Origin of the sequence: Peptococcus niger (assembly GCF_900101835.1) — a bacterium.
Taxonomy (GTDB): Bacteria; Bacillota; Peptococcia; order Peptococcales; family Peptococcaceae; genus Peptococcus; species Peptococcus niger.
This window is the reverse complement of the sequence record NZ_FNAF01000002.1, coordinates 214389-238367: the sequence shown is the minus strand read 5'-3', so window position 1 is coordinate 238367 and position 23979 is coordinate 214389. Positions and strand designations below refer to the sequence as shown.

21 protein-coding genes are annotated in these 23979 nt (G+C 55.2%); 2 read left to right on the top strand and 19 right to left on the bottom strand.

Features of this window, described 5'->3' with window-relative positions; all coding sequences use genetic code 11:
* Window positions 1-7: 7 nt before the first annotated feature.
* The 19 genes from xseA to BLQ16_RS02880 form a co-directional block, all read right to left on the bottom strand.
* Window positions 8-1225 carry an exodeoxyribonuclease VII large subunit gene (xseA, locus tag BLQ16_RS02970; RefSeq protein ID WP_091791259.1) on the bottom strand — a complete coding sequence of 406 codons (1218 nt, stop codon included), beginning with the start codon at window positions 1223-1225 and terminating at the stop codon, window positions 8-10.
* Window positions 1222-2169, bottom strand: a complete 948-nt coding sequence (nusB, locus tag BLQ16_RS02965; RefSeq protein WP_091791258.1) for a transcription antitermination factor NusB — start codon at window positions 2167-2169, stop codon at window positions 1222-1224. The genes xseA and nusB overlap by 4 nt, the downstream gene beginning before the upstream one ends.
* Window positions 2166-2615, bottom strand: a complete 450-nt coding sequence (locus BLQ16_RS02960) for an Asp23/Gls24 family envelope stress response protein (protein ID WP_091791257.1) — start codon at window positions 2613-2615, stop codon at window positions 2166-2168. Before BLQ16_RS02960 ends, nusB begins: the two co-directional genes overlap by 4 nt.
* Window positions 2616-2866: 251 nt before the next feature.
* Window positions 2867-4900 carry a bifunctional 4-hydroxy-3-methylbut-2-enyl diphosphate reductase/30S ribosomal protein S1 gene (locus BLQ16_RS02955; RefSeq protein ID WP_091791256.1) on the bottom strand — a complete coding sequence of 678 codons (2034 nt, stop codon included), beginning with the start codon at window positions 4898-4900 and terminating at the stop codon, window positions 2867-2869.
* Between the two features lie 72 nt (window positions 4901-4972).
* Complete coding sequence (gene cmk / locus BLQ16_RS02950; protein ID WP_091791255.1) at window positions 4973-5629, bottom strand: (d)CMP kinase; 657 nt, start codon at window positions 5627-5629, stop codon at window positions 4973-4975.
* On the bottom strand, window positions 5620-6894 hold the full coding sequence (locus tag BLQ16_RS02945) for a BaiN/RdsA family NAD(P)/FAD-dependent oxidoreductase (protein ID WP_091791254.1): 1275 nt from the start codon (window positions 6892-6894) through the stop codon (window positions 5620-5622). Before BLQ16_RS02945 ends, cmk begins: the two co-directional genes overlap by 10 nt.
* Window positions 6895-7062: 168 nt before the next feature.
* Window positions 7063-8601 (bottom strand): ribonuclease Y, encoded by a 1539-nt coding sequence (gene rny, locus BLQ16_RS02940; protein ID WP_091791253.1) that lies wholly within the window; start codon window positions 8599-8601, stop codon window positions 7063-7065.
* Window positions 8602-8794: 193 nt separating this feature from the next.
* A complete protein-coding gene (locus BLQ16_RS02935; protein ID WP_091791252.1) occupies window positions 8795-9229 on the bottom strand; it encodes a regulatory protein RecX in 435 nt (144 codons plus the stop codon).
* A complete protein-coding gene (gene recA / locus BLQ16_RS02930) occupies window positions 9226-10353 on the bottom strand; it encodes a recombinase RecA (RefSeq protein ID WP_091791280.1) in 1128 nt (375 codons plus the stop codon). The genes BLQ16_RS02935 and recA overlap by 4 nt, the downstream gene beginning before the upstream one ends.
* A 38-nt stretch (window positions 10354-10391) precedes the next feature.
* On the bottom strand, window positions 10392-11492 hold the full coding sequence (locus BLQ16_RS02925) for a D-alanine--D-alanine ligase family protein (RefSeq protein ID WP_091791251.1): 1101 nt from the start codon (window positions 11490-11492) through the stop codon (window positions 10392-10394).
* A gap of 2 nt (window positions 11493-11494) precedes the next feature.
* Window positions 11495-11980 carry a DUF456 domain-containing protein gene (locus BLQ16_RS02920; protein ID WP_091791250.1) on the bottom strand — a complete coding sequence of 162 codons (486 nt, stop codon included), beginning with the start codon at window positions 11978-11980 and terminating at the stop codon, window positions 11495-11497.
* A gap of 2 nt (window positions 11981-11982) precedes the next feature.
* Window positions 11983-13257 (bottom strand): methionine gamma-lyase family protein, encoded by a 1275-nt coding sequence (locus BLQ16_RS02915; protein ID WP_091791249.1) that lies wholly within the window; start codon window positions 13255-13257, stop codon window positions 11983-11985.
* A gap of 29 nt (window positions 13258-13286) precedes the next feature.
* Complete coding sequence (gene hflX, locus BLQ16_RS02910) at window positions 13287-14558, bottom strand: GTPase HflX (protein ID WP_091791248.1); 1272 nt, start codon at window positions 14556-14558, stop codon at window positions 13287-13289.
* Window positions 14555-15139, bottom strand: coding sequence for an orotate phosphoribosyltransferase (gene pyrE, locus BLQ16_RS02905; RefSeq protein ID WP_091791247.1), 585 nt, complete (start codon window positions 15137-15139; stop codon window positions 14555-14557). The genes hflX and pyrE overlap by 4 nt, the downstream gene beginning before the upstream one ends.
* Window positions 15136-15852 carry an orotidine-5'-phosphate decarboxylase gene (gene pyrF, locus BLQ16_RS02900; protein WP_091791246.1) on the bottom strand — a complete coding sequence of 239 codons (717 nt, stop codon included), beginning with the start codon at window positions 15850-15852 and terminating at the stop codon, window positions 15136-15138. The genes pyrE and pyrF overlap by 4 nt, the downstream gene beginning before the upstream one ends.
* Window positions 15842-16783 (bottom strand): dihydroorotate dehydrogenase, encoded by a 942-nt coding sequence (locus BLQ16_RS02895; protein ID WP_091791245.1) that lies wholly within the window; start codon window positions 16781-16783, stop codon window positions 15842-15844. The genes pyrF and BLQ16_RS02895 overlap by 11 nt, the downstream gene beginning before the upstream one ends.
* Entirely contained in the window at window positions 16776-17552 is a 777-nt protein-coding gene (locus tag BLQ16_RS02890; RefSeq protein WP_091791244.1) for a dihydroorotate dehydrogenase electron transfer subunit, read from the bottom strand. Before BLQ16_RS02890 ends, BLQ16_RS02895 begins: the two co-directional genes overlap by 8 nt.
* Entirely contained in the window at window positions 17549-18850 is a 1302-nt protein-coding gene (locus BLQ16_RS02885) for a dihydroorotase (RefSeq protein WP_091791243.1), read from the bottom strand. The genes BLQ16_RS02890 and BLQ16_RS02885 overlap by 4 nt, the downstream gene beginning before the upstream one ends.
* 1 nt (window position 18851) lies before the next feature.
* Entirely contained in the window at window positions 18852-19766 is a 915-nt protein-coding gene (locus BLQ16_RS02880) for an aspartate carbamoyltransferase catalytic subunit (RefSeq protein ID WP_091791242.1), read from the bottom strand.
* A 186-nt stretch (window positions 19767-19952) separates the two neighbouring features.
* On the opposite strand from BLQ16_RS02880, the gene BLQ16_RS02875 reads away from it, so the two are divergent.
* Together BLQ16_RS02875 and BLQ16_RS02870 are read left to right on the top strand one after the other, a co-directional pair.
* Complete coding sequence (locus BLQ16_RS02875) at window positions 19953-21197, top strand: adenosylhomocysteinase (protein WP_091791241.1); 1245 nt, start codon at window positions 19953-19955, stop codon at window positions 21195-21197.
* On the top strand, window positions 21194-23959 hold the full coding sequence (locus BLQ16_RS02870) for a helicase C-terminal domain-containing protein (protein WP_091791240.1): 2766 nt from the start codon (window positions 21194-21196) through the stop codon (window positions 23957-23959). The genes BLQ16_RS02875 and BLQ16_RS02870 overlap by 4 nt, the downstream gene beginning before the upstream one ends.
* Window positions 23960-23979: the final 20 nt, after the last annotated feature.

Here is a 23979-nt window from a genome sequence, read left to right as displayed (position 1 = left end):
ATTCCTTTCAATCTGTCTCCATTTTTGTATAGCCCAGACTTCGGGCCGCTACAATGCCATCCTTCAGCCGCAAATTAAAGGCTGCCTCTGCCGGCAAATCCCGGGCCTGACTGATGATCCGTCCGTCAGGGTCTGTGGCCACTGAAAAACCGCGGGCCATCACCGCCAGCGGATTAAGCGCCGCCAAGGGGCCCACGCGTTTTTGAAAAGCCAGTTCGCTTTGCCGGACAAGCTGGGTCATCCGCTGCTGGAGCAGCATGCTCCTTTCATCCAGGGCTTGGGCATAAGGCAGCAATATTTTTCCCGGATCCGTAAAGGAACTGCGGGCACAGGCGCGCGACAATTGCAGGCGTGCCAGGCGCACATCCCGTAAAAGCGCCTGCCCCAAGCCGCGACGGCGGTTGTTAAGGGCCGCAAGAAGGTCTGCACTGTCCGGCACCGCCTGTTCAGCTGCAATAGAAGGCGTCCCGGCACGTAAATCTGCTGCAAAATCTGCCAGGGTCACATCTGTTTCATGCCCTATGGCACTGATAATCGGCACCGGGCTGGCGGCAATGGTCCGCACCACCGCTTCTTCGTTAAAGTTCCACAAATCTTCCTGAGAACCGCCACCACGCGCCACAATGATCAAATCAATGTCCTCACGTTGGTATAAAGCAGTTAATGCTGCGCAGATGGACGCCGCCCCTTGACTCCCCTGGACTGTTGCCGGCGCTAAAATGACCTGCACATACGGTGCACGACGGCGCATCACCGTTAACATATCCCGAATCACCGCCCCGGTAGAGGAAGTCACCAGGGCAATCCGCTCCGGATAGGCGGGCAGGGGCCGACGCGTGGCCGCCGTTTTAAAAACCCCCTCAGCCGCCAGCTTTTGCTTTAATTCTTCAAAGCGAATCGCCAAGGCCCCGGCGCCTTCGGCCAGCATCCGCGATACATACAGCTGGTAGGCCCCGTTGCGTTCAAAGACTGTCACTTGCCCCCGCACCAGAACGGTCATACCGTCTTGTGGGCTAAAGGTCAGGCGGCCGACATGGCTCCGCCACATGACGCAGGTAAGGGAGGCCTTGGCGTCTTTCAAGGAAAAATAGCAATGCCCACTGGGCCCGTGGCGCTTAAAATTGGCAATTTCGCCGCTGAGCGTCACTTCCCGCAAGACATCGTCCGCTTCAAACTGATCTTTGATGTAGCGGTTTAATTCGCTAACCGACCATGTTTTGCTCATACGGTCTCCCGCGTTTTCGCGATGGCATCTAAAACCCCGTTGACGAACTTATAGGCATCTTCATCCCCATAAATTTTTGCCAACTCCACCGCTTCGTTAATGATCAGAGCCGTATCCGCCTTTTCCGGCGCATAGCAGAGGTCATAAACGCCCAGGCGTAAAATGGTCCGGTCGCAAGACGCCATCCGGTCCGGCCGCCATTTTTTTGAAACCTTGCAAATGGCCTCATCAATGGCGCCCAAATGCTCGGCAATGTCGTCAATCTTGGCCTGAATCGCCTGCACATCAAGTTCTTCAAGACTTTCCGGTGTAAAATGATTGCCCAGGGCTGCCGGCAAGTCAACATCAGCTGCCCAGGCCTCTAAATTTTCCCGCCGATAGGCCGCCATATCCGCACAGGAGAGCAGCTCACCGGCCATGGGTCCGGTGCTGCAAAGCCCTGCAAAGGTCTTGGCTTTAAAATAGCCTTGAGCCACGGCCATCAAGGTCTCATTATTGATGGCCGCTTTTTCCACCATATCCGCCAAAACTTCCTGGACCAAGCGCAAGGCCCAATTGGCTTCCGGCTTTTGTGACAAAGCCGTCTCGCAGGCCTCGGCATAGTTTTCAAAAAAAGTAGCCAGGTCAGCCAAATTCATCTGCATATCCAGCGGCTGGTCTGTCGGCAGGTGGGCTTCCGTATAATAGTCGGTTAAGGCTTCATATAAGGCCTTCTGCGTTGATTGCCGGTCAGCCTTAGGGGTTTTTCGACGATTGTAAAGCCATTCCCGCAAATACCTTGCCGGTTCTTCTTCAGATAAGCCGGCCAGCTCAGCTGCATCGGCCAAACTTAGCTGGGCCGGATAGAGCCGCGCTAAAAGGCCGGCATCCGCGGCACCACTTTCCTGGGCTGCATAGAGTCCAAGGAAGGTCATCAACCGGGCCACACGCATATTTTGATTCATCCTTTACCAGCCTTCCCTTCGCCGCTATCGTTGTTTTTATCGGTAAACCGAATGCCCTGTACGTGAACGTCCACGCCACGCAAAAGGATTCCTGTCATGTTCTTCACTTGTTCGGCCACATCCCGCTGGATTGAATAGGCCAGATCAGGAATGGCTATGCCATAGTCAACGGTGATCACCACTTCTACCCGGGTGCCGCCGTCTATCGTTTCCACCTTAATGCCCTTGGTGGCTGACTTCTTCCCAAGCATTTCCGTAATGCCATCGGTCATACCGCCAACCAAAGCTGCAACGCCGGGGGTACCACCGACAACCATAGCGGCAATGGACGCGATGACATCATCATCCATTTGAATTTCACCGTATTGTGTCGTGTGGACCTGTTCGGTGGATATTTCCTGTCTTTTCTCCTGTATTTTTTGACCGTTTCCGGATTCTCCACTCATCGGTCAGCCTCCTTTCTCTATTATGACAGTATACCATGAAAGCGCATATCATGGCAGTCTCTAAAGCCGGCAAGCGAAAAAATGTCTCGCCGCGGTAACCTAATCATAAAAATCGGCCTTGCCCTCTGCAAGACCGATGGGACCGGTGTTTTACCCAGCTTCTTGTCAACCCCCTGATGGCCAATTTTGCTTACCAGCTGGCCGGCAAGGGCAAACAAAAAAGCCCTGCCAAGGCAGGGCTTATCACTCAATTATTCAGCGTCATCTTGGTCCAGCAGTTGACCGAAAACATCTCCCAAGTTGGTGGAAATATCTTCATTCACCACAGGCACATCGGTTTTTGGACGTGCTTCACGGCGCGGTTTTTGCTTCGGTGCTTCGCTGGCCGGACGTTCTTTCAGTTCCTTAATGGACAAGCTGATGCGTTTGCGATCTTTATCCACGTCAAGGATTTTAACATCCACTTCCTGGCCGACTTTCAGCACATCTTCAACTTGTTCCACATGTTCCCAAGCGATTTGGGAAATGTGCACCAAGCCGTCAACGCCGTCTTCCAAGGAGACGAAAGCGCCAAAGGGTGCAATACGAACAACTTTCCCGTGAGCAGTGGCGCCAACTTCATAGCGTTCATCCACATCATCCCAGGGATTGCTCAAAAGTTTTTTCAGGCTCAGGCTGATTTTACCCTTGGCTTCGTCCAGAGCGAGAATGTAAACTTCAATTTCATCGCCAACATTGACCACATCGGTCGGTTGTTTCACGCGACCCCAACCCATTTCAGAGATGTGGAGCAAGCCGTCAACGCCGCCCAAGTCGACGAAAGCACCAAAGCTGGCAATGCGCTGAACGGTCCCTTTGCGGGTTTCGCCCACTTCAAGGGTTTTCCAGAGTTCTTCGCGTTTTTCTTTTTCTTCTTCCTCAATTAAAGCCCGACGGGAAAGAATGATTTTGCGATTTTCCGGATTCGGATCAAATTCAATAATTTTGAAGCGATAGGTGTTGCCGACAAATTGTTTAATGTCTTCAACATATTTGGTGTCAAGATGGGAAGCGGGAACAAATCCACGCGCACCGATATCAACGATGACACCGCCTTTAACATCGTTAACGACTTTTGCTTCAATAATTTCATCGTTATCGAATTTTTCTTGCAAGGCATCCATCGCTTTTTCCTGATCCGCACGTTTCTTGGACAGAACCATGTGACCTTCGTTGTTTTCCATTTTGATGACCATCACTTGGATTTCATCGCCAACTTTGACGAGTTCTTCCACGTCCGGGTCTTTTTGGAAAGACAGCTCTTTCTTAGGAATGACGCCTTCGGATTTACCTCCGACATCCACCATCACTTCGTCCGGGGTTATTTTAACCACAGTTCCGGTTACCACATCGTATAAATTGAGCGGATCCAGTGTGCCGTAGCCTTGTTCTAACCCTTGTTCCATCGTTAATTCTTCCATCTTGTCAATGACCTCCCTAATTATCCAGTCAGGGGTCGAGGCCCCTGCTGTTAAGCCAATTAATGTGATACCGTCAAACCATTCTGCCTGCAAATCTGCCGCCGTTTCCACATGATGCGTGGGGGCGCCGGCATCTTGGCATATGCTCACAAGCTTGTTGGTATTGGCGCTGTTATACCCGCCGATAACAATCATCATATCAACTTCACGCGCCAAATTTCCGGCATCATGTTGCCTGTCTCGAGTGGCGGCACAAATGGTGTTGTGAACCACCAGGTCCTCAAGGTCCAGGTCTTGTAAAATCTCCACAGCGGAGGCGAAACGCTCCGTTTTTTCTGTGGTCTGACTGACCAAACAAACTTTTTGATGCGCCAAATCCCAGTTGCGGATTTCTTCCGGCGCAAAGAATACTTTTGCACGATCACCTGACCATCCGACAATGCCTTGCACTTCCGGATGATTGGCATCCCCTAAAATCAAAACTTGGTAGCCGTCCTCGGCGTATTTTTCCGCCAGTTTCTGAACGGCCCTGACTTTCGGGCAGGTGCAGTCAAAGGTGGTCAGCCCACGGCAATCCGCTTCCCGGCATACCGCCGGTGTCACGCCGTGCGTGCGTAAAATAACGTTTTTCTCAGTCATATCATCAAAGTGGTCATAAGAATGGATACCGAGATTTTCCAGGCGGCTGACTTCTTGCGGGTTATGAATCAGCGGGCCCAGTGTTGCCAGCGGCCCCTGTCCATCTTCGATGAGTTGCTCAGCTTTTTCTATTGCCTGGCGCACACCGAAGCAAAAGCCTGCATTCGATGCAATCCGTATTTCCATTCCACGACTCCTTATCTGCCAACGTCAAGTACACTATTCTATTATACCCAACAAATCTTAAGTTGCCAACGATTATTTTCGTATCAAAGCTAAAATATGTTGACAAACTTCATCAATGTCCATATTGCTGCTGTCTAAATAGAGGGCGTCAGGCGCTTGAACCAGCGGCGCCACCGCACGTTCGCGGTCTTTTTGATCGCGTGCAGCAATTTCCGCTTCCAGGGTTTCCTGGCCAACAGCTTCTCCCTGCGCTTGCAATTGGAGCAAGCGCCGACGGGCCCGCTCGGCAACACTGGCCGTCAAAAAGACTTTGACATCTGCCTGGGGCAAAACCACGCTGCCGATGTCACGACCATCCATGACCACATTTCTGCTGGCGGCCAAGGCCTGAATTCGCGCCGTTACCAGTTGGCGCACCGCCGGTACAGCGCTGTAGACAGACACCACTTGAGAAACCTTATTGTCCCGAATGGCCCGGCTCACATCCCGTCCGTTGACCTGCACCACTTGATTCCCCTTAGCGTCTTCGCTTAAGTCCAAGTGCAAGCCTTGTAAGAGCCTTGCCAAAGCCGCCTCATCCTGCGGGTCTATCTGCTTTTCCAGGGCAGACAGGGCAACAGCCCGGTACAAGGCGCCGCTGTCAATGTAAAGAAAGCCTAAAAGGCGCGCCACTTTTTTAGCAATGGTGCTTTTGCCGGCACCGGCCGGGCCATCAATGGCTATTTGCATGCCTCCGCCTCACTTTCAGAAAACGCGGCATAAGCCATGGCTGCTGTCCCGGCCACATAACCGGTGGAAAAAGCCATTTGAAGGTTAAAACCGCCTGTATCCGCATCAATGTCCAGAAGCTCTCCACAAACGTACAGGCCTTTGTGGCTTCGTACCGCCATGGTTTTCGGCGCCACTTGCGAAACGGCAATGCCGCCGGCGGTAACAATGGCCTCCCGCAAGGGGCGGGGCCCGGTCACGGTCACCGGCATGTCCTGAAGCAGGTGCACCATATGCAGGCGCTCCTCCCGGGTCAGGTCCAATAACCGCTTCTCCGCATCCAAGCCGGTTTCCGCCAAAAAGGGCAGGATCAGCTTTTGCGGCAGCAAGCGTTTAATGCCATTGGCCAGTTTTTTATGTCCATTTTCCTGAATCATCCGCAGCAGACGGTCATCCAATTGCTTTTCCCCTAAAGCCGGTTTTAAGTCAATGGTGCCGGAAATGGCCCCCTTGTGGTCTTGCCAATAATCCACCAATTTTCCGCTGGCGGTCAAAACTAAGGGCCCGGACAAGCCGAAATGGGTGCACATCAGTTCACCAAAATCACTATATAGGACCTTATCGCCATCATAAAAGGTCAGGCGTACATTACGCAAGCTGAGCCCTTGGGCTGCCTGCACCCAGCCCGGCGCACAAGTAAGCGGAACTAAGGCCGGACGGGGCGGCACCACCGGGATGGAGAGGGCTCTGGCAAACTTATACCCGTCTCCGGTTGACCCGGTAGTAGGATAAGACGCCCCACCCGTAGCTAAAACAAGCGCTTTCCCCCGGTAGCTTTGTGATTCGGTTGTAACCTGCCAGGCTTCATTGGGCAGTTCATTAATGGCCAGCACCCGGGCGCCGGTTTTAACCTGAACACCCGCAGCTTGCAGCGCATCTTGCAGCACATCCAGGATGCTTTGCGAACGATCGCTGACCGGAAATATACGGCCGCCACGTTCCACTTTTAAAGGACAACCGCGGGACTCAAAAAAATCACGAACCGCAGCTGTTCCGAACCGCGCCAAGGCCGAATAAACAAAGCGCGGGTTGTGGTTAATATGCTCCACCAGCTGGGCCTGGTCAAAATCCGTCGTAACATTACAGCGCCCTTTTCCGGTAATCAACAATTTGCGCCCCAAGGCCTCCATTTTTTCCAAGAGCAGGACGCGACCACCGTTTTCAGCTGCGCCGATGGCCGCCAGCATCCCAGCAGGACCGCCGCCAATGACAATTACATCTTCCATAAGCCACCTCAAACCAACACACGTCTCCAAAACAATAGACCAACCGGCCGGCGAGCTTGCCGACCGGCCAAAACGATTTGCCTTGATTGTATCATGGCTGAGTATCTACCGCAAGGATAGAGACAAGCCCAGTAAAAATGCCCCTGTCGCATGGACAGGGGCATCTGATTATTTTGCGTAATCAACATTTCTGGTTTCACGAATGACAACAACTTTGATTTGACCGGGATATTGCATTTCCTGTTCAATGCGCTTAGCGATATCAAAAGCGATTTTCGCGCTGCGCGCATCGTCAACTTTCTCCGGTTTGACAATCACGCGGACTTCACGACCGGCCTGGACGGCGTAGGTTTTCTCCACGCCTTCAAAGTCGGACGCAATATCTTCCAATTGGGTCAAGCGACGCAAATAATTTTCCAAAGTTTCCCTGCGTGCGCCGGGACGGGCTGCCGAAATGGCATCTGCCGCGGCCACCAAAACGCTCTCCACACAATTGGGGTCCACATCGCCATGGTGGCTGACAATCGCATTCAGGACAGCTTTCGGTTCCTGATACTTGCGCGCCACATCCGCCCCCAACTGAACATGGGAACCTTCTGTTTCATGGTCGATGGCTTTCCCGATATCGTGCAACAAGCCCGCTCTTTTGGCCAATGCCACATCACAATCCAATTCAGCCGCCAATAAGCCGGCCAAATGGGCCACTTCTATGGAATGTTTCAGGACATTTTGCCCGTAAGAGGTCCGGTACTTGAGCCGGCCGAGCAATTTAACCAATTCAGGATGAACACCATGAACACCGGTATCAAAGACCGCTTGTTCACCGGCTTCGCGAATACTGGCATCAACTTCTTTTTGCGCCTTGGCAACCATCTCCTCAATGCGCGCCGGATGAATCCGTCCGTCTACAATGAGTTTTTCCAAAGCAATGCGTGCCACTTCACGCCGTATCGGTTCAAATGCCGACACCACCACAGCTTCCGGGGTATCATCAATAATCAAGTCCACGCCGGTCATGCTTTCAATGGTACGAATATTCCGGCCTTCGCGCCCGATAATCCGCCCTTTCATTTCATCATTGGGCAATTGTACAACCGATACGGTCGTTTCTGCCACATGATCGGCTGCACAGCGCTGGATGGCGCCACCAATGATTTCACGAGCAATTTTATCGGCCTCATCTTTGGCATTATTCTCTTTTTCTTTGATCATAACGGCCAAATCATGATCAATTTCCGCTTCAACTTGACGGAACAGCTGGTTTTTCGCTTCATCGTTGGTCAACCCGGCAATCCGTTCCAATTCCGCTTTTTGTTCTTCAATCAAGCGGTCAACGTCATTTTTGCTGTCGAGTAAACTTTGTTCCCGTTCGAGAAGCTTTTCTTCCTTCTGTTCCAAACTGTCCGATTTGCGGTCCAGAATATCTTCCTTCTGCATCAGACGTTTTTCCGTATTTTGAACTTCGGCACGCCGTTCACGTGCTTCCTGTTCCGCCTCATTGCGAATTTTGTAAGCGTCGTCTTTCGCTTCCACCAGCGCTTCTTTTTTCAGGGTCTCTGCCGATCGGGCTGCTTCATCAACAACACGCTTGGCCTCTGCTTCTGCAGAGCCGATCATTTTTTCACTGCTCTGTTTGCGCAGGACATAGCCAACTGCACAACCGATGATCAGGGCAATAAGACCGACAGCGATGATGGTTAAATCCATAAAGGCCTCCTTCCTCCGATATAGGTCCGGGCTCCGTATAAAAAAACAAACCGAGCTGCCTCGGTTTGTCGGTATCAATAATTGATCTTCCCGCCCTACGGGCAATCCATAAGGGTTTTGAAAGCGTTTATCTTCACCGCATATGCGGAGCCTCTTTACAATTTTACGGAGAAAGGGCCTTATTGTCAAGTTTTTATAACAATTCGTTCAGTTCATGAATCAGCTCCCCCGGGTAACCCTTCCCGGCCACATACCGCAGGGCCTGTTCATGAGTCCGCCCACGCCGACGGGCCTTCTGATAAAAGTGGTTGAGAAAGCGCTTTTCCAGTTCCACCGGCAAATTTTTAGCCAGCGCCCTTTGTAAAACATCTTCTGCTACCCCGTACCGGCGCAAGTCTTGCCGCAGGCGAAGGGAGCCACACGGATGAAAGCGGAGCTTATCCCGGATGTAGGCTTCGGCAAAGGCTGCATCGTCCAAGTAGCCGTAGCCATAAAGCCAATCGATGACCGCCGCGATGTCCTCTTGGGCCAAGTCTTTTTCCGCCAGGTGGCGGCGCATTTCCTGCTCGGTACGACGACGCGGCGCTAAAAATTTCAGCGCCGCGTCTTTATGGGACTGGTTGATCATAAATCTTCCAGGCCTTCATCGTCTAAAAAATCTTCATCTAAAAGGGCATTCATTTCATCAACAAAACCATCGGCACCATCAGCGATCTTTCCATCCGAGGCCTTGGCCGGCTTGGCTTCCGGCTCACTGCCGCTCTCGTCTGCTCCGCCGGTCATAATCAAATGGCGGATTTCTTCCATGATTTCCGGATGCTCTTCCAAAAAGGCCTTGGCGTTATCACGGCCTTGGCCCAACCGCTCGCCTTGATAAGAGTACCAGGACCCGCTTTTTGTGATGATGCCCATTTCAGCGCCTACATCCAGGATGCCGCCGGAAATGGAGATCCCTTCCCCGAACATGATGTCAAATTCCACTTTTTTAAAGGGCGGGGCCACCTTATTTTTAACCACCTTAACAGTAGTTCTGTTGCCGATTTGCTCTTCGCCTTTTTTGATGGCCATGCCCCGGCGCACTTCCAACCGCACAGAGCTGTAAAATTTCAGTGCCCGGCCACCGGTGGTCACTTCCGGGTTTCCATAGATAACGCCAATTTTTTCCCGCACCTGGTTAATGAAAATCAGGGTGGTGTTGGTGCGGGCCGTATTTGCCGTCAACTTGCGCAAGGCCTGGCTCATCAGACGGGCCAAGAGGCCAACGTGGGTATCGCCCATTTCACCTTCAATTTCGGCGCGCGGGGTCAAGGCGGCCACTGAGTCCACCACCACGATGTCAACGGCGCCGCTGCGTACCAAGGCATCGCAAATTTCCAAGGCTTGTTCACCGTTGTCCGGCTGGGAGATCAGCAGGTTGGCCGTGTCCACGCCGATGTGTTCCGCATAAATCGGGTCCAAGGCGTGTTCTGCATCAATAAAAGCGGCTGTTCCCCCTTGCTTTTGACATTCGGCGATGATGTGCAAGGCCACCGTGGTCTTACCGGAGGATTCCGGACCATAAATTTCCGTAATGCGGCCTTTAGGAATCCCACCGATACCCAGGGCCCGGTCCAAGGCCATGGCGCCGGTAGAAATGGCATCAATGTCCAACTTGTCCTGGTCGCCCAGGCGCATGACAGCCCCGGTGCCGAACCGCTCGTCAATATCTTTCATGGCGCGTTTTAAGGCCGCTTCACGACCATCGCCTGCCATCTTGGCTGCGCCTGACTTTTTGCTTTCTTTTTTGGCCATTATTTCCCTCCTCGGGTAATGACGTTCGCATCCATCTCTGCCCGCTGGGCAAGGGCCAAGTCAACCAGTTCCCGACAAAGGGTTGGCAGGTCTTTGCCACTGGCGGCCCACATTTGGGCGTACATGCTGATATCGGTAAAACCGGGGAGGGTGTTCACCTCGTTAAAAAGCAGGCGGCCACTTTCTTTTTCAATGAAAAAATCCACCCGGCACATGCCGCACATGTCCAAGGCACGGTAAATCCGCAAGCCGGTTTGCCGGACCGCCTCCCTTGTCATGTCATCCAGGTCGGCAGGGCAAACGGTCCGACTGGCATGACTTTCATACTTGCTGTGGTAATCGTAAAAGGCCTGGTCAGCCAGGATTTCACCGGGCAGAGAGGCCACCGGGTTTTCATTGCCTAGAATGGCCAGCTCAATTTCCCGCTTGTCAATGGCGCGCTCAACCATAATTTTCCGATCGTAGCGAGCGGCTTCATCAAGGGCAAGGGCCAATTCTTCTCGATTGCAGGCCCGGTTGATGCCGATGGACGAGCCACCGTTGGCCGGCTTGACAAAGACATCCGTCCGGGCAAATTTCACCTGCAGCTCATCTAAAATGCTTTCCGGTTCACGCTGCCACCGTTTCCGCAGAACAACCGCATAATCGGTTTGAGCAATCCCGTGGCATTTGGCAATATCCCGCATATAGACCTTGTCCATGCCGATGGCTGAAGCACCAACGCCGGCGCCCACATAGGGCAGCCGGCACATGTCCAGAAAGCCTTGCAGGCGACCATCTTCACCGTATGTGCCGTGAATAATCGGAAAGACCACATCCAATTCGCAGACCGGTTGCAAATCGAACAAACGGTAGACCGTTCCGCCCGGGCGCGGCATCATCCCAACTTCCCCGGGCGCATTTTCCACCGGATCAAAATCGGCAATGTCCGCTTCTTCAACCGGCCCGTACCAGCGGCCGTGCCGAGCAATCCCAATCGCCACTGCCTCAAAACCGGCTTCCCGTAACCCGCGCATCACCGTTTGCGCGGACTTTCGCGAGACTTCGTATTCTTCAGACGGCCCGCCGAATAGGACGCCTACGGTTAAAGGCTTCTTCATTGTTAAGCTACTCCTTTTAATCGGAAAATCGCATAAATCGTAATGACCATGGCCACCACCAACTGAACAGACGAGCCCAGGGCCGTCCCGATTAAGGAACCGGCTGCCGCCCGCAAGGAGTGCGGCAGCGACCGCTGGCGTTTGTATTCCGCTAGAATAGCGCCGGCGATGCCCCCTAAAATGGTCCCCGGAATATTAAGCAAGAGCCCACCGACAATGGATCCGACCAGGGCACCGATGGTCGCCATATTTGAGGCCCCAAATTTTTTAGCGCCAATCATAGCACCACCGTAGTCCAGGACAGACGTTAATACCGCCAATAGGCCGACCACAACAATAAACACCGGGGAATAGGCACTCCAGGCATCAAAAATACCGTAAACGAGTACACCGGCAAAAATCAGCCACATGCCGGGCACCATGGGCACAAAGGTCCCAACGGTACCGATCACCAGCACGATAATCAACAGCCATGCATAAACATCCATGTTTAAACCTCCTCCAATCTTCGGCAAGCGAGGGTTACTGCATAAACAACGTGTGCATAAGACAAACCACCTTGCATATACCCGATATAAGGGGCACGCATCGGCGCATCAATGGACAATTCTATAGAAGAGCCTTGGGTAAAGGTCCCGCCCGCCATGATGACCGCATCGTCATAGCCGGGCAAGAAGGCCGCTTCCGGATGAACGTAAGCTTCTAGGGGGGAGGCCGCCTGGATGCCTTCAGCAAAAGCCAGGAGGGGGGCTTCCCGTTCGAAACGAACCGCTTGAATGATGTCCGTCCGTTTTTCAGCCGGCGTCGGCGAGACGGCAAAGCCACGATTTTGCAGCATTGCCGAGGCGAAAATAGCCCCTTTCAGCGCCTGCTGGACGATGAGCGGTGCCATAAACAGGCCTTGAAAGGCCGGCCGATTAAAGTCCAGGGCACTGCCGACTTCAAAAGCAATCCCCGGGGCCGTTAAGCGGGTCGCCGCACGGCGAATCAGGTCTTTACGGCCGGCAATGTACCCCCCGCGAGGGGCCAGGGCCCCACCCGGATTTTTAATTAAAGAACCGGCTATGATGTCAGCACCGGCGGTCAGCGGCTCTTCGTCTTCCACAAATTCACCGTAACAATTGTCTACAAATACAATAATATCAGCGAAACGCTCATGAATCAATGTTGCGATGCGGCGAATTTGGGCAATGGTCAGGCTGGGACGCCACAAGTAGCCGCGGGAGCGTTGCAGGGATACCAACTTGGTCTTTGGCCCAATGGCCGCCAATACGGCAGCATCGTCAATATCGCCTTCCGGCGTAAGCGGCACCACCGTATGCCGGACCCCCATGGCCTTAAGAGAGGCCGGATCATTGCCCGTTTCTCCGATAATGGTCTGGAGGGTATCATAGGGCATCCCGCTCGCTGAAATCAGTTCATCGCCGGGGGCCAGTAGGGCAAAGAGGACCGTCGCAATGGCATGGGTCCCGCTGACAATGTTGGACCGCACCAGAGCACTTTCCGCTTCAAAGACCCGGGCCCAGACCTCTTCCAGCTTGTCGCGGCCAATATCGCCATAGCCATAGCCGGTAGAACCGTGCAGGTGAAAGTCCCCCACCTGCTCTTCCTGAAAGGCAGCTAAAATCCGCAATTGTGCCGCATTCGTCACATCTTCTGCCTGCTTGTAGGCCGCTGCATACTGGCTTTCCACTGCACTGATTTCAGCCAGCGCCCGCGCATCCAGACCACATTGTTCTGCCAATTGTTTGTGAAATACATTCATCTTTCGGGCAATATCCTTTCTCCATTCCCCTAGCGGGGACAGTCTTGATCATCTATATAAGGGGTGAAGGCCGGCGCCAACCGCAAGGCATCGCCGCGCAGCATCAGCTGTGTTCCTCTTTCAGACGCCTGTAAATTCGTTACGTCTCCGGCTTCGTAGGCCACGGCCAAAAGCCGAGCCCCTTCTGCCGTATGCGGCAAGCTGATGCGATGGGCAAAAATGCGTTTTTCCGCCAAGGGCCTCAAGGCCTGCCAAAAGGCCTCAAAGCCCGTCCGATTTTTAGCGGACAGCATGACCACCGATTCAGCGGTGAAGAGGCCACCTAAGAAAGGCGGCTCAGCCAACCGGTCAATCTGGTTGGCCACATAAAGCATTGGAATGCCCTCAACGCCCAAGTCCCGCATAAAAGCGTCCACCGCACGGATCCGCATTTCGTAACCCTCATCCGCCACATTGAACAGGTGAATGAGCACGTCTGCTTCTTTTACGATTTCAAGCGTCGCCTTAAATGCCACGGTTAATTCCGGGGGCAGGTCTTCCATAAAACCAACCGTATCCGCCATAAAGTAAAGTTCGCCAAGTGGCGATTGAACGCGGCGGGTGGTCGGGTCCAGGGTGGCAAAGAGCCGGTCTGCCACATAAATATCGCTACCGGTGAGGGCATTTAAAAAAGTGCTCTTGCCGGCATTGGTGTAGCCGATAATGACCACAAAGGGATGGGGCAGGGCTTCCCGGGCCGCGCGTTGCACCCGCCGTTCGCCAATGACCTTGTCCAGGTCCCGCTGCACTTGCGACAGGCGCCGGCGAATGTGCCGACGGTCGGTCTCCAGCTGGGTCTCCCCCGGCCCACGGGTACCAATCCCGCCACCTAACCGAGAGAGACTGGTTCCCTGCCCGCTTAAACGGGGCAACAACCGGGCCAGTTGGGCCGCTTCAACCTGCAAGCGTCCTTCACGGGTGCGGGCCCGCTGGGCAAAAATATCCAAGATCAGCGTGGCCCGGTCAATGACTTTTACCTCAAGGGCCCTTTCCATGGCCTTGGTTTGTGACGGACTGAGGTCGCAATCGAAAACCGCCACATCAATGTCCGAAGCAGCAATCAACCGGGCCGCTTCGGCTGCCTTGCCCTTCCCCAATTGTTTGCGGCCTCCACGCAACCGCTGGCTGATGTCGTCAACAACAAGGAGGCCGGCACTGTCGGCCAGCTCGTATAATTCTCTTTGCCGCCGTTTTTCGGCCTCTTGGGTCCTGCTGTCGTCCAGCAAAAAAATGAGCAGGGCCCGTTCTACAGAAGGGTTCACAGTCCCGGACGGCTGCCCGGTTTATTGATTGGTGCGCCTTCAGCGCAGAGGGGGCAATCCTCCGGTGGGTAGGTGCCCGCTTCCAGGCTGATGAGCGATCTGTAGGGAACGGTGAGCTTGACTTGATTGCCGTGGGTTCGATCAATGATCGAGGCGGCGCCGATGACCTCAGCCCCTTGTTCTTGCAACAGGGCCACCACTTCTTGAGCCGAACCGCCGGTGGTGAGGACATCTTCAGTCACCAAAACCCGCATCCCCTTGGTCACATGGGGTGCAAAGCCGCGCCGTAAGGTCATCACGCCGTTTTCCCGTTCGGCAAAGATTGTCGGCACCTGCAAGGCGCGTCCCACTTCATAGGCCACTAGGATCCCGCCGATGGCCGGCCCTACAACCATTTCCGGTTTGTCGTCCCGCCACAGGTCTGCCACCTCACGGCAAATCCGTTCGGCTAGAGCCGGATGCATCAGCAGCTGGGCGCACTGCACGTAAACATCGCTGTGCAGGCCACTGGACAATTTAAAATGGCCTCGTTGATAGGCTCCGGTTTCTTCTAAAATGGCTAAGGCTTCTTCTTTTTTCATTTTTGCTCACCTTCCCTTAATTCTTTAACAATGGCCCGAGCTGCCTGGGCCGGATCTTCCGCCAAGCGAATCGGCCGCCCCACAACAATATATGTAGCCCCTTCTGCCGCCGCCTGAGCCGGGGTTAAAATCCGACTTTGGTCATCTGTTGAAGCCCCTTTCGGGCGAATCCCCGGGCAAACGGTGACAAAGGGAGCGGTCATGTCTTTTAAGAGGGCCAGTTCCTGTCCGGAGCAGACCACCCCGTCCAAGCCGGCCGCCTGGGCCAACTTGGCCAAGCGGGGCACCGCAATTTGCGGAGCATCCGGAATGCCGACGGCGGCCAAAGCCGCCTTATCCATGCTGGTCAAAACCGTGACCCCCACCACCTGCGGCACTTTGACCCCGGCCCGGGCAGCGCCTTCACGCGCCCCTTCTGCAGCCCGCCGCATCATCTCCTGCCCGCCCAGGGCGTGGACCGTAATCAAGTCGACCCCGGTGCCTGCCGCCCAAGCGGCGGCTTGGTGAACGGTATTGGGGATATCATGAAATTTCAAATCCAAAAAGACCCGACGGCGCCGCATTTTTAATTCACTAAGGATGCGGCCGCCGGAATTTAAGTATAATTCTAAACCAACCTTGTACCAGCCCACCGTCTCTTTCAGCTCATCCACCAAGTCGAGGGCTTCATCCGCAGTGCTATAGTCCAAGGCCACGATCAATTCAGTTCCCACGCTTGTCCTCCTTCCAGGCTGCGCCGATCAAATCGCGCACATGGGCAACCCTGTGTCTTTCACAATAGGCTTCCAGGCCGTCTACAACCGCCATCGGCGCCAGCGGATCGGCAAAAGAGGCCGCCCCCACCGCAACCATGGTGGCACCGGCCAGGATATATTCCAAAGCGTCCCGGGTCTTTTCAATGCCCCCCATGGCCAAAATAGGAATGTCCACCGCCTGCGCCACCTGCCAAACCATCCGTACCCCGACCGGACGGATGGCCGGTCCGGACAGGCCGCCGGTGACATTTCCCAAGAGAGGCCGCTGTTTTTCCACGTCAATGACCATGCCCATCAGGGTGTTTATCATGGATAGGCCGTCTGCGCCGGCCTCCTGTAAACCGAGGGCAATCTCCGTCACATCCGTGACATTCGGCGACAATTTCATAACAACCGGCTGGGCAGCAACCCCCTTCACCGCCCGGCATACCTCTGCCGCCTGCGCACAGGAGGTCCCGAAGGCCAGCCCACCGGCGCGGACATTTGGACAGGAAATATTGACTTCCAAGAGGGCCACTTCCGGGCAGGCCGCCAGTTTTTCCGCCATACGGGCGTAATCGTCTACCGTATTGCCGCTAATATTGGCAATGATTTTCGTATCCGCCTCGGCCAACCGGGCCCGCATCTGGGGCAGAATATCGCGAATAAAGGCATCCACCCCGGGATTTTCCAAGCCGATGCAGTTCAGCATGCCGGCCGGCGTTTCCGTAACCCGCAGGCCGGGATTGCCTTGCCGCGGTTCCAGGGTCAATCCCTTTGTGGTAACCGAGCCAAGCCGGTCTACAGGGACAAAGGCCCCGTATTCGGTGGCAAAACCATAGGTGCCGGAGGCGGTGGAGACCGGGTTTTTAAACGTCAACCCGCAAAAATCAACCCTTAAATCAACCATCCAGTTTGACCTCCTCCGCCCAAAAAACCGGTCCATCGGTACATACTTTCGCATACGCCTCGGTCGGGTCAGGACGGGCGCAGGTACAGCCCAGGCATACCCCGACCCCACAGGCCATCTTCCCTTCCAGCGACAGCTGGCAGGGAATGGCGCGGGCCAAGGCCAGGGCCTGGACAGAGCGCAGCATGGGCAAGGGCCCACAAACATACACTTGCGTAGCAGGCGACAGGTCGCCGAGCAAGTCGGTCACATAACCGCCTTGCCCGATGGAGCCGTCTTCACTGGCCAAAACCGTTTTCAGGCCCATTTTGTCCGCCCAGCCCAAGCCGGACAGGGCTGCCCGGTCCCGACCGCCTGCGTAAAGGGTGATGTCTTTCGTCTGGTCCGCCAAGGCCGCCGCCAAAAAGCGGAAGGGCGCATGCCCGATCCCGCCGGCCACCATGGCCACCGGCCGCCCTTGGATGTCCAAGTCAAAGCCATTCCCCAGGGGGCCGATGACTTCAACAGGATCACCCACCGTCAACCGGCTCAGGGCAACACTGACATCACCCACCGTCAAAACGGCCAGCGCTACTTCCGCCCCGTCTATCGCATGAATGCTGATGGCCCGTTTTAAAAAATTAGCCCGGGGGCGCGGCAAGCCGACCATGACAAACTGCCCTGCCACCGCCTTGGCGGCAATGTCCGGCGCTTGAATCCACAAAACGGTTTCGCGCCCGAACCGCTCTAAGCGGGTAATCGGGCAGGTGCGAAAGACCTTATCGCTCATACGGTTTCACTCCGCTCAATGATTTTACCATCCTGCAAAATCGCTTTGCCGGCGCGCAAGACATGGACCGGCCAGCCGGAGAGCTGCTCACCGGTATAGGGGCAATTTTTCCCCTTGCTGTAAAAGGTCGACGGATCCACTGCCCGCTCTGTCGTCGGGTCAAAGACCAGGATATCCGCCAAATAGCCCGGAATCAGACTCCCCCGTTCCAAGCCCAGCAACTGGGCCGGTCTGGCACTCATCAGGCGCACCAAATCGCTCAAGGTCAATTGCCCGCTGCCCACCAACCGGGTCCAAGCCAGGGGAAAGGCCACTTCAATGGAGGAGATCCCAAAGCGGGCCCGGACAAATTCACAATCTTTAAATTCGGCAGCATGAGGCGCATGGTCTGTGGCAATGCAATCGACGGTACCGTCACGCAGGCCGTCAATAAGCGCCGCATTGTCTTCAGCCGTCCGCAAGGGCGGGGCGACCTTGGCCAGGGTATTATAACCCCGCACGGTTTCTTCCGTTAAAAACAGGTGGTGGGGGGTCACTTCACAGCTGACGGGCAGGCCCTTGGCCTTAGCCGTCCGCACCATGTCCAGGCCGCGCGCCGTCGACAAGTGCTGAATGTGCAGCCGGGCCCCGGTCAGTTCAGCCAACATAATGTCGCGCATAATAATAATTTCTTCCGCCTCTTTCGGCGCCCCGAAAAGGCCCAGTTCAGTGGCCACCTGCCCCTCATTCATAACGCCGCGGTCACGCAAGTAAGGGTCTTCGCAATGCTCCATAAAGAGCACATCGAAGGGGACGCCGTAATCCATGGCATTGCGCAGGACGCCGGCGTCCATGACTGTTTTGCCGTCATCGGTAAAAGCGGGCACACCGGCTTCTTTTAACATGCCGATTTCCGTAATTTCCTTCCCCATTTCCCCCTTGGTAATGGCCGCCGAGGGAATCACGTCTGCATAGCCCAGCCGTCTGGATTTTTCCTGAATATAGGTGGCCATGGGCACATTATCAATAACCGGGTCTGTATTCGGCATGGCCACCACCGTTGTAAAACCACCGGCGATGGCTGCCCGGCTACCGCTTTCCAGGTCTTCCGAGTCCTCATGGCCCGGGTCCCGTAAGTGCACGTGCAGGTCAATTAAGCCGGGAATGACATACAGGCCTGCCAGGTCCATCATCTCTTCGCCCGGTTTAACCGGCAAATCCGGCCCCACTTCAGCAATATGATCTCCCTCAATGCGAATATCCGTCACGCCGTCAATGGCCTGCCCGGGATCTACCAGGTGTCCGTTTCTTAATAACATGCTAGGCCTCCTCTGTCATGATTTTTAACAACGCCATGCGTATTGCCAGCCCGTTGGTTACCTGCTCGTTGATCAAGGACCGGTCACCGTCTGCCACCGACGGTTCTATTTCAAGGCCGCGGTTAATCGGCCCCGGGTGCAGGACGATGCAGTCCGGCTTGGCCAGGCCCAACCGCGCTGGATTCAACTCGTAAAAATGGGCGTATTCCTCTACCGAAGGGAAAAAGCCCGCATGCTGTCGCTCCAACTGAATGCGCAGCATCATCACCACATCTGCGTCCCGACAGGCCGCCTCCATATGCGGACAGACGGTCACGCCCCAATCGTTCAAGACGTTGGGAATCAGCGTGCGCGGGCCGGCCACTTTAATGGTGGCCCCGTATTTACGCAGCAGGGCAATATTTGACCGCGCCACGCGCGAGTGCAATATATCGCCGATAATGGCCACGGTTAATTTGGAAAAATCGCCCTTATGGTCGCTAATCGTCAAGCCGTCCAATAAGGCCTGGGTGGGATGGGCGTGAGTCCCGTCCCCGCCGTTGATGACCAGGGAATCTACGTTAGCGCTCAAGACCCTATGCGCACCGCTGGCCGGGTGGCGCATAATAATGCAGTCCGGCTTTAAGCGGTTTAAGGTGGCAGCGGTATCCTTCAAAGACTCTCCCTTTTGAACGCTTGAGGCACTTGAGACGATATTGACCACATCGGCGCTCAAGTACTTGGCCGCCAATTCAAAGGAGGTCCGGGTACGGGTGCTGTTTTCATAAAATAAATTAATCACGGCCCGACCATGCAAATCGTCCCGTTTTTTGCGTGAACTGTCCAGCCGCTCGCGCATATCGCGCGCCACACTGAAGATATGCTCTATATCGTCAGTGGTCAGCTGATCAATCGTGAGCAGGTGTCGACCAATCATTGCCTACCTCCTAATTTCTTGATAAAAGTCCGAGCCGCGTGGCTCGGACTTACATTTATTATACTGTTCCTGTCCCGCCCCTGCAAGCATTTTACAGGATACGGCAGCGGCCTGCACCCTTGCACCGCCCGGACGTTCATTTTATAATATGGCTGACGCATCCGCTGCCCACGAAAGGAGTCTTACATGACGAGTATTATCCGCGACCTTGCCCTGGCCCCTGCCGGCTATGACAAAATCAACTGGGTAAAAGCCCACATGCCCATTTTAAATACCCTTGAAGAGCGCTTTAAAGCCGACTTGCCCTTCGCCGGCAAGAAGGTGGCCATCTGCCTTCATTTGGAGGCCAAAACCGCTTACATGGCCCTGGTCATTCAAGCGGGCGGGGCCGAAGTGGCCGTCGCCGGGTCCAACCCCCTGTCCACCCAGGACGATGTGGTGGCCGCCTTGGTCAAAGAAGGCATCACCGCCTTTGCCACGCACGGTTGCAGCCCGGAAGAATACAAGGATTATATCCAGCACCTGGCCGATTTTAAGCCGGACCTGTACATTGATGACGGCGGCGATTTTACCCAATTGCTGCATGAAGCCTATGCCGACGGCTTGAAGGACATTATCGGTGGTTGTGAAGAAACCACCACCGGCATTGTCCGCTTAAACGCCATGGCCGCCAAGGGTGACCTGAACATCCCGATGATTGCTGTCAACAATGCCCAAATGAAATATTTTTTCGATAACCGTTACGGCACCGGCGAGTCTGTCTGGAGCGCCATCATGCGCGCCACCAACCTGGTCGTGGCCGGCACCACCTGCGTGGTCATCGGCTACGGCTGGTGCGGCAAGGGGGTTGCCATGCGCGCCAAGGGCCTGGGCGCCCGCGTCATCGTCACGGAAGTGGACCCGATCAAGGCCATTGAAGCCATGATGGACGGGTTCCGCGTCATGCCCCTGGTGGAAGCCGCCCCCCTGGGCGATGTCTTCATCACCGTCACCGGCAACCGTCACGTCATTGACCGGGATGCCATGACCGCCTTGAAAGACGGGGCCATCCTCTGCAACGCCGGCCATTTTGACGTGGAAATCAACAAGGCCGCCTTGGCCGATTTGGCCACCGACATCCGCCGGGTCAAGCCCAACATTGACGCCTATACCCTGGCAGACGGACGGCAGGTCTACCTGCTTGCCGAAGGGCGCCTGGTGAACTTGGCCGCCGGGGATGGGCATCCGGCAGAAATTATGGACCTTACCTTCGGCCTGCAAGTCTTATCCTTAAAGGAACTGGTGGATAAGCGACCGGCAGCCGGCCTCTACCAGGTGCCGGCCGCCATCGACCGGCAAGTGGCCACCATCAAGCTGAAGGCCCTGGGCATTGCCATTGATGCCTTGACCGATGACCAGGCCGCCTATCTAAACAGCTGGTCCCTCGTATGATTACCGGTTTTGATCGCTATGTTGCCCTGGACTTAGAAACCACCGGGCTGGAACAAGACGCTGAGATCATTGAAATCGGCCTGGTATTTGTCAATGGCGATAAGATCGTCGATCAATGGCAGCGTTTTGTCAAACCCACCAAACCCTTGCCGCGAGAAATCACAAGACTGACCGGCATTACCCCCCGCATGCTTGAGGACGCTCCCGCCTGGGAGGATATTTGCGATGAAGTGGCGGAAAAGTTAGAGGGCCGGCTCCTGCTGGCCCACAACGCCCCCTTTGACCGGGCCCGCTTAAATTATGCCTTCGGTCGCGACTTGCCCAACGACTGGCTGGATTCTCATGATATTGCCAAGCTTTTCATGCCCAGCTTAACCAGCTACAAGCTGGTTGCTATCGCCGCAGACCTGGGCGTTGAGGACCCGGGCCACCACCGCGCACTGAACGATGCCTATGTGGCCGCGGCCGTCACCCAACGGCTTTACGCTGAAATTTTGCGCACCGACCCCTTTGTCTTGCAGGATATGGCCAATGTCCTGGCGGTCAACACCCCCCTGCGCCGGCTTTTAGAGGCCGCTGTCCCCCTCTGCTGTCCTGCCGAGCCCAAGCCTGAAGCCCTGCCGGACTGGCATACTGCCGGGACCCCTCAACTGGATTTTGCCCATGCAGCGGATTTTTTTGCCGCCGACGGCCTGATGGCCGCCGCCCACCAGGCCTACGAAGAGCGGCCGGAACAGTCGGCCATGCTCTCGGCCATCAGCAAGGCCTTGGAAACCCGGCGCCACGCCATCATTGAGGCCGGCACCGGCACCGGCAAAAGCTTTGCCTACTTGGTCCCGGCCCTACTCTGGAGTTACGAAAACGACAGCCATTTGATCGTCTCCACGGCCACCATCACCTTACAGGAACAACTTTACCGGCAGGATATTCCCTTTTTGCGGAAAGCCCTGGGCTTTCCCTTCGAAGCCACCATCAGCAAGGGGCGGAGCAACTACCTCTGCCGTCGGCGTTTTTTACAAAGCCTAAAAAACGTGGATAACTTGGCAGATACCGAGCGCATCTTCCTGGCCGCCCTGATTCGCCATTTGGAAACCGACCCGACCGGTGACAAGGAACGCCTGAATTTCAACAAGCTGGAACACCAATATTGGCAAGGCGTCGCCGCCACTGCCGATACCTGCTTAAACCGCCGCTGCCCCCACTTTAACGACTGCTATTACTTCAACAATAGACGGGCCGCGGAAAAAAGCCAGGTCATCATCGTCAACCATTCCCTCCTCCTCCAGGACTTAAAACACGACGGCGGCATCCTTCCCCAGTACGACCAGGTCATCATTGACGAGGCCCATCACCTGGAAGATGAGGCCACCCGCCAGTGGACCGACACCATTGATTTAGAATTGCTCCGCAAGTCCATGGCCGCCTTAAAGCGCCCCCAGGGCATCTTAAACCGTCTGAAGGTCAAAGCGCAAAGCGCCCCGGAACTTGTCTTTGATACGGTTGAAATAGACAGCCGCGTCACCGAGCTCCGGCAAGATGCAGAGGACCTGGAAAATCGCCTAAAAGCCCTTATTGCCCACAGTGCCGGTTTGCCCGAACTCCAGCGGGTATCCGATAAACGCCTGACAGACAAGGTCCGCCATCAAGCCTGGTGGCAGGACCTGGCCGGCGAACTGAGCACCTTGCTGAACCTCTTAACCGCCTTTACCCGCACTGGCAACCGGCTCTTAGACCGCGTTCGCGAAGCGGAAGATTTAGAGGGAATCGCCCGAGAGCTGCTCTTTTCCCTGGACACCTTTAAAGAAGCCCTGACCCAATTGGAAACCCTCTTGTCCGGCGAAAACACAGACTACGTCCACTGGCTGAAAAGCATTGACGCCGGCTGGGGCAAAAACCTGCTCCTCTACAGCGCCCGGATCGACATCGCCCCCCTCTTGAAAGAAGGCCTGTTCAACGCCAAGGACAGCGTCATTCTGACCTCAGCCACCCTGGCGGTCAACCGCCAACTGACCTTTACCGCTGAGAAATACCTGCTGGACCCGGAAAGCTACGTTTCCTTTATCTGCGCAGCCCCCTTTGATTATGCCCATCAATCGCTGATTGCCATCCCGACCGACCACCCGGATTATTCCAAGGTCAGTGACATGGACTATTCCTACAACGTGGCCCGGGACCTGGCCGCCTTGATTCCGGCGGTAGACGGCGATATGCTGGTGCTCTTCACCAGCTACGCCATGCTCAACCGGGTCTACTTTGCCCTGAAAAAAGACCGCAACCTGAAAGACTACACCATCCTCGGACATGGCCAGGACGGCAACCGGTCCAGCATCATCGCCACCATGCAGAGAAAGCGTAAGACCGTCGTCCTTGGCGCCTCCAGCTTTTGGGAAGGCGTTGATGTGCCCGGCGCCCATTTGCGCACAGTGGTCATCGCCAAGCTGCCCTTTGCCCCGCCCACCATGCCTGTAGAAAGCGCCCGGTCCGAACGCCTTGAAGCCCAAGGCAAAAGCGCCTTTGCCAAGCTGAGCCTGCCCCATGCCATTTTACGTTTCCGCCAAGGCGCCGGCCGCCTCATCCGTTCCGGTCGAGACCATGGCGCCATCGTCATTTTGGACAACCGGCTGCTGAATAAAAACTACGGCCGCCAATTCATCGGCTCTTTACCGGAACAACCGCTTATCACCGCCGATATGGCCGAGATTTGCAGCCAACTAAATACCTGGCTAAAAGAGAATACCGACTATATAAAAAACCGTCCATGAGCCTTGTCATGGACGGTTTT

Bases quoted from the DNA above. Each gene is read 5' to 3' on its own strand.
- BLQ16_RS02895 (WP_091791245.1), bottom strand. From the start codon at position 16,783: ATGGTTGATTTAAGGGTTGATTTTTGCGGGTTGACGTTTAAAAACCCG.
- recA (WP_091791280.1), bottom strand. From the start codon at position 10,353: ATGGCAGGCGATGGTCGTGAAGCGGCCTTAAAACGCGCCATGAAAGAT.
- BLQ16_RS02870 (WP_091791240.1), top strand. From the start codon at position 21,194: ATGATTACCGGTTTTGATCGCTATGTTGCCCTGGACTTAGAAACCACC.
- pyrE (WP_091791247.1), bottom strand. From the start codon at position 15,139: ATGAAAAAAGAAGAAGCCTTAGCCATTTTAGAAGAAACCGGAGCCTAT.
- BLQ16_RS02880 (WP_091791242.1), bottom strand. From the start codon at position 19,766: ATGATTGGTCGACACCTGCTCACGATTGATCAGCTGACCACTGACGAT.
- rny (WP_091791253.1), bottom strand. From the start codon at position 8,601: ATGGATTTAACCATCATCGCTGTCGGTCTTATTGCCCTGATCATCGGT.
- BLQ16_RS02915 (WP_091791249.1), bottom strand. From the start codon at position 13,257: ATGAATGTATTTCACAAACAATTGGCAGAACAATGTGGTCTGGATGCG.
- BLQ16_RS02885 (WP_091791243.1), bottom strand. From the start codon at position 18,850: ATGTTATTAAGAAACGGACACCTGGTAGATCCCGGGCAGGCCATTGAC.
- BLQ16_RS02890 (WP_091791244.1), bottom strand. From the start codon at position 17,552: ATGAGCGATAAGGTCTTTCGCACCTGCCCGATTACCCGCTTAGAGCGG.
- nusB (WP_091791258.1), bottom strand. From the start codon at position 2,169: ATGAATCAAAATATGCGTGTGGCCCGGTTGATGACCTTCCTTGGACTC.
- BLQ16_RS02875 (WP_091791241.1), top strand. From the start codon at position 19,953: ATGACGAGTATTATCCGCGACCTTGCCCTGGCCCCTGCCGGCTATGAC.
- BLQ16_RS02945 (WP_091791254.1), bottom strand. From the start codon at position 6,894: ATGGAAGATGTAATTGTCATTGGCGGCGGTCCTGCTGGGATGCTGGCG.
- BLQ16_RS02960 (WP_091791257.1), bottom strand. From the start codon at position 2,615: ATGAGTGGAGAATCCGGAAACGGTCAAAAAATACAGGAGAAAAGACAG.
- BLQ16_RS02925 (WP_091791251.1), bottom strand. From the start codon at position 11,492: ATGAAGAAGCCTTTAACCGTAGGCGTCCTATTCGGCGGGCCGTCTGAA.
- BLQ16_RS02920 (WP_091791250.1), bottom strand. From the start codon at position 11,980: ATGGATGTTTATGCATGGCTGTTGATTATCGTGCTGGTGATCGGTACC.
- xseA (WP_091791259.1), bottom strand. From the start codon at position 1,225: ATGAGCAAAACATGGTCGGTTAGCGAATTAAACCGCTACATCAAAGAT.
- BLQ16_RS02935 (WP_091791252.1), bottom strand. From the start codon at position 9,229: ATGATCAACCAGTCCCATAAAGACGCGGCGCTGAAATTTTTAGCGCCG.
- cmk (WP_091791255.1), bottom strand. From the start codon at position 5,629: ATGCAAATAGCCATTGATGGCCCGGCCGGTGCCGGCAAAAGCACCATT.
- BLQ16_RS02955 (WP_091791256.1), bottom strand. From the start codon at position 4,900: ATGGAAATACGGATTGCATCGAATGCAGGCTTTTGCTTCGGTGTGCGC.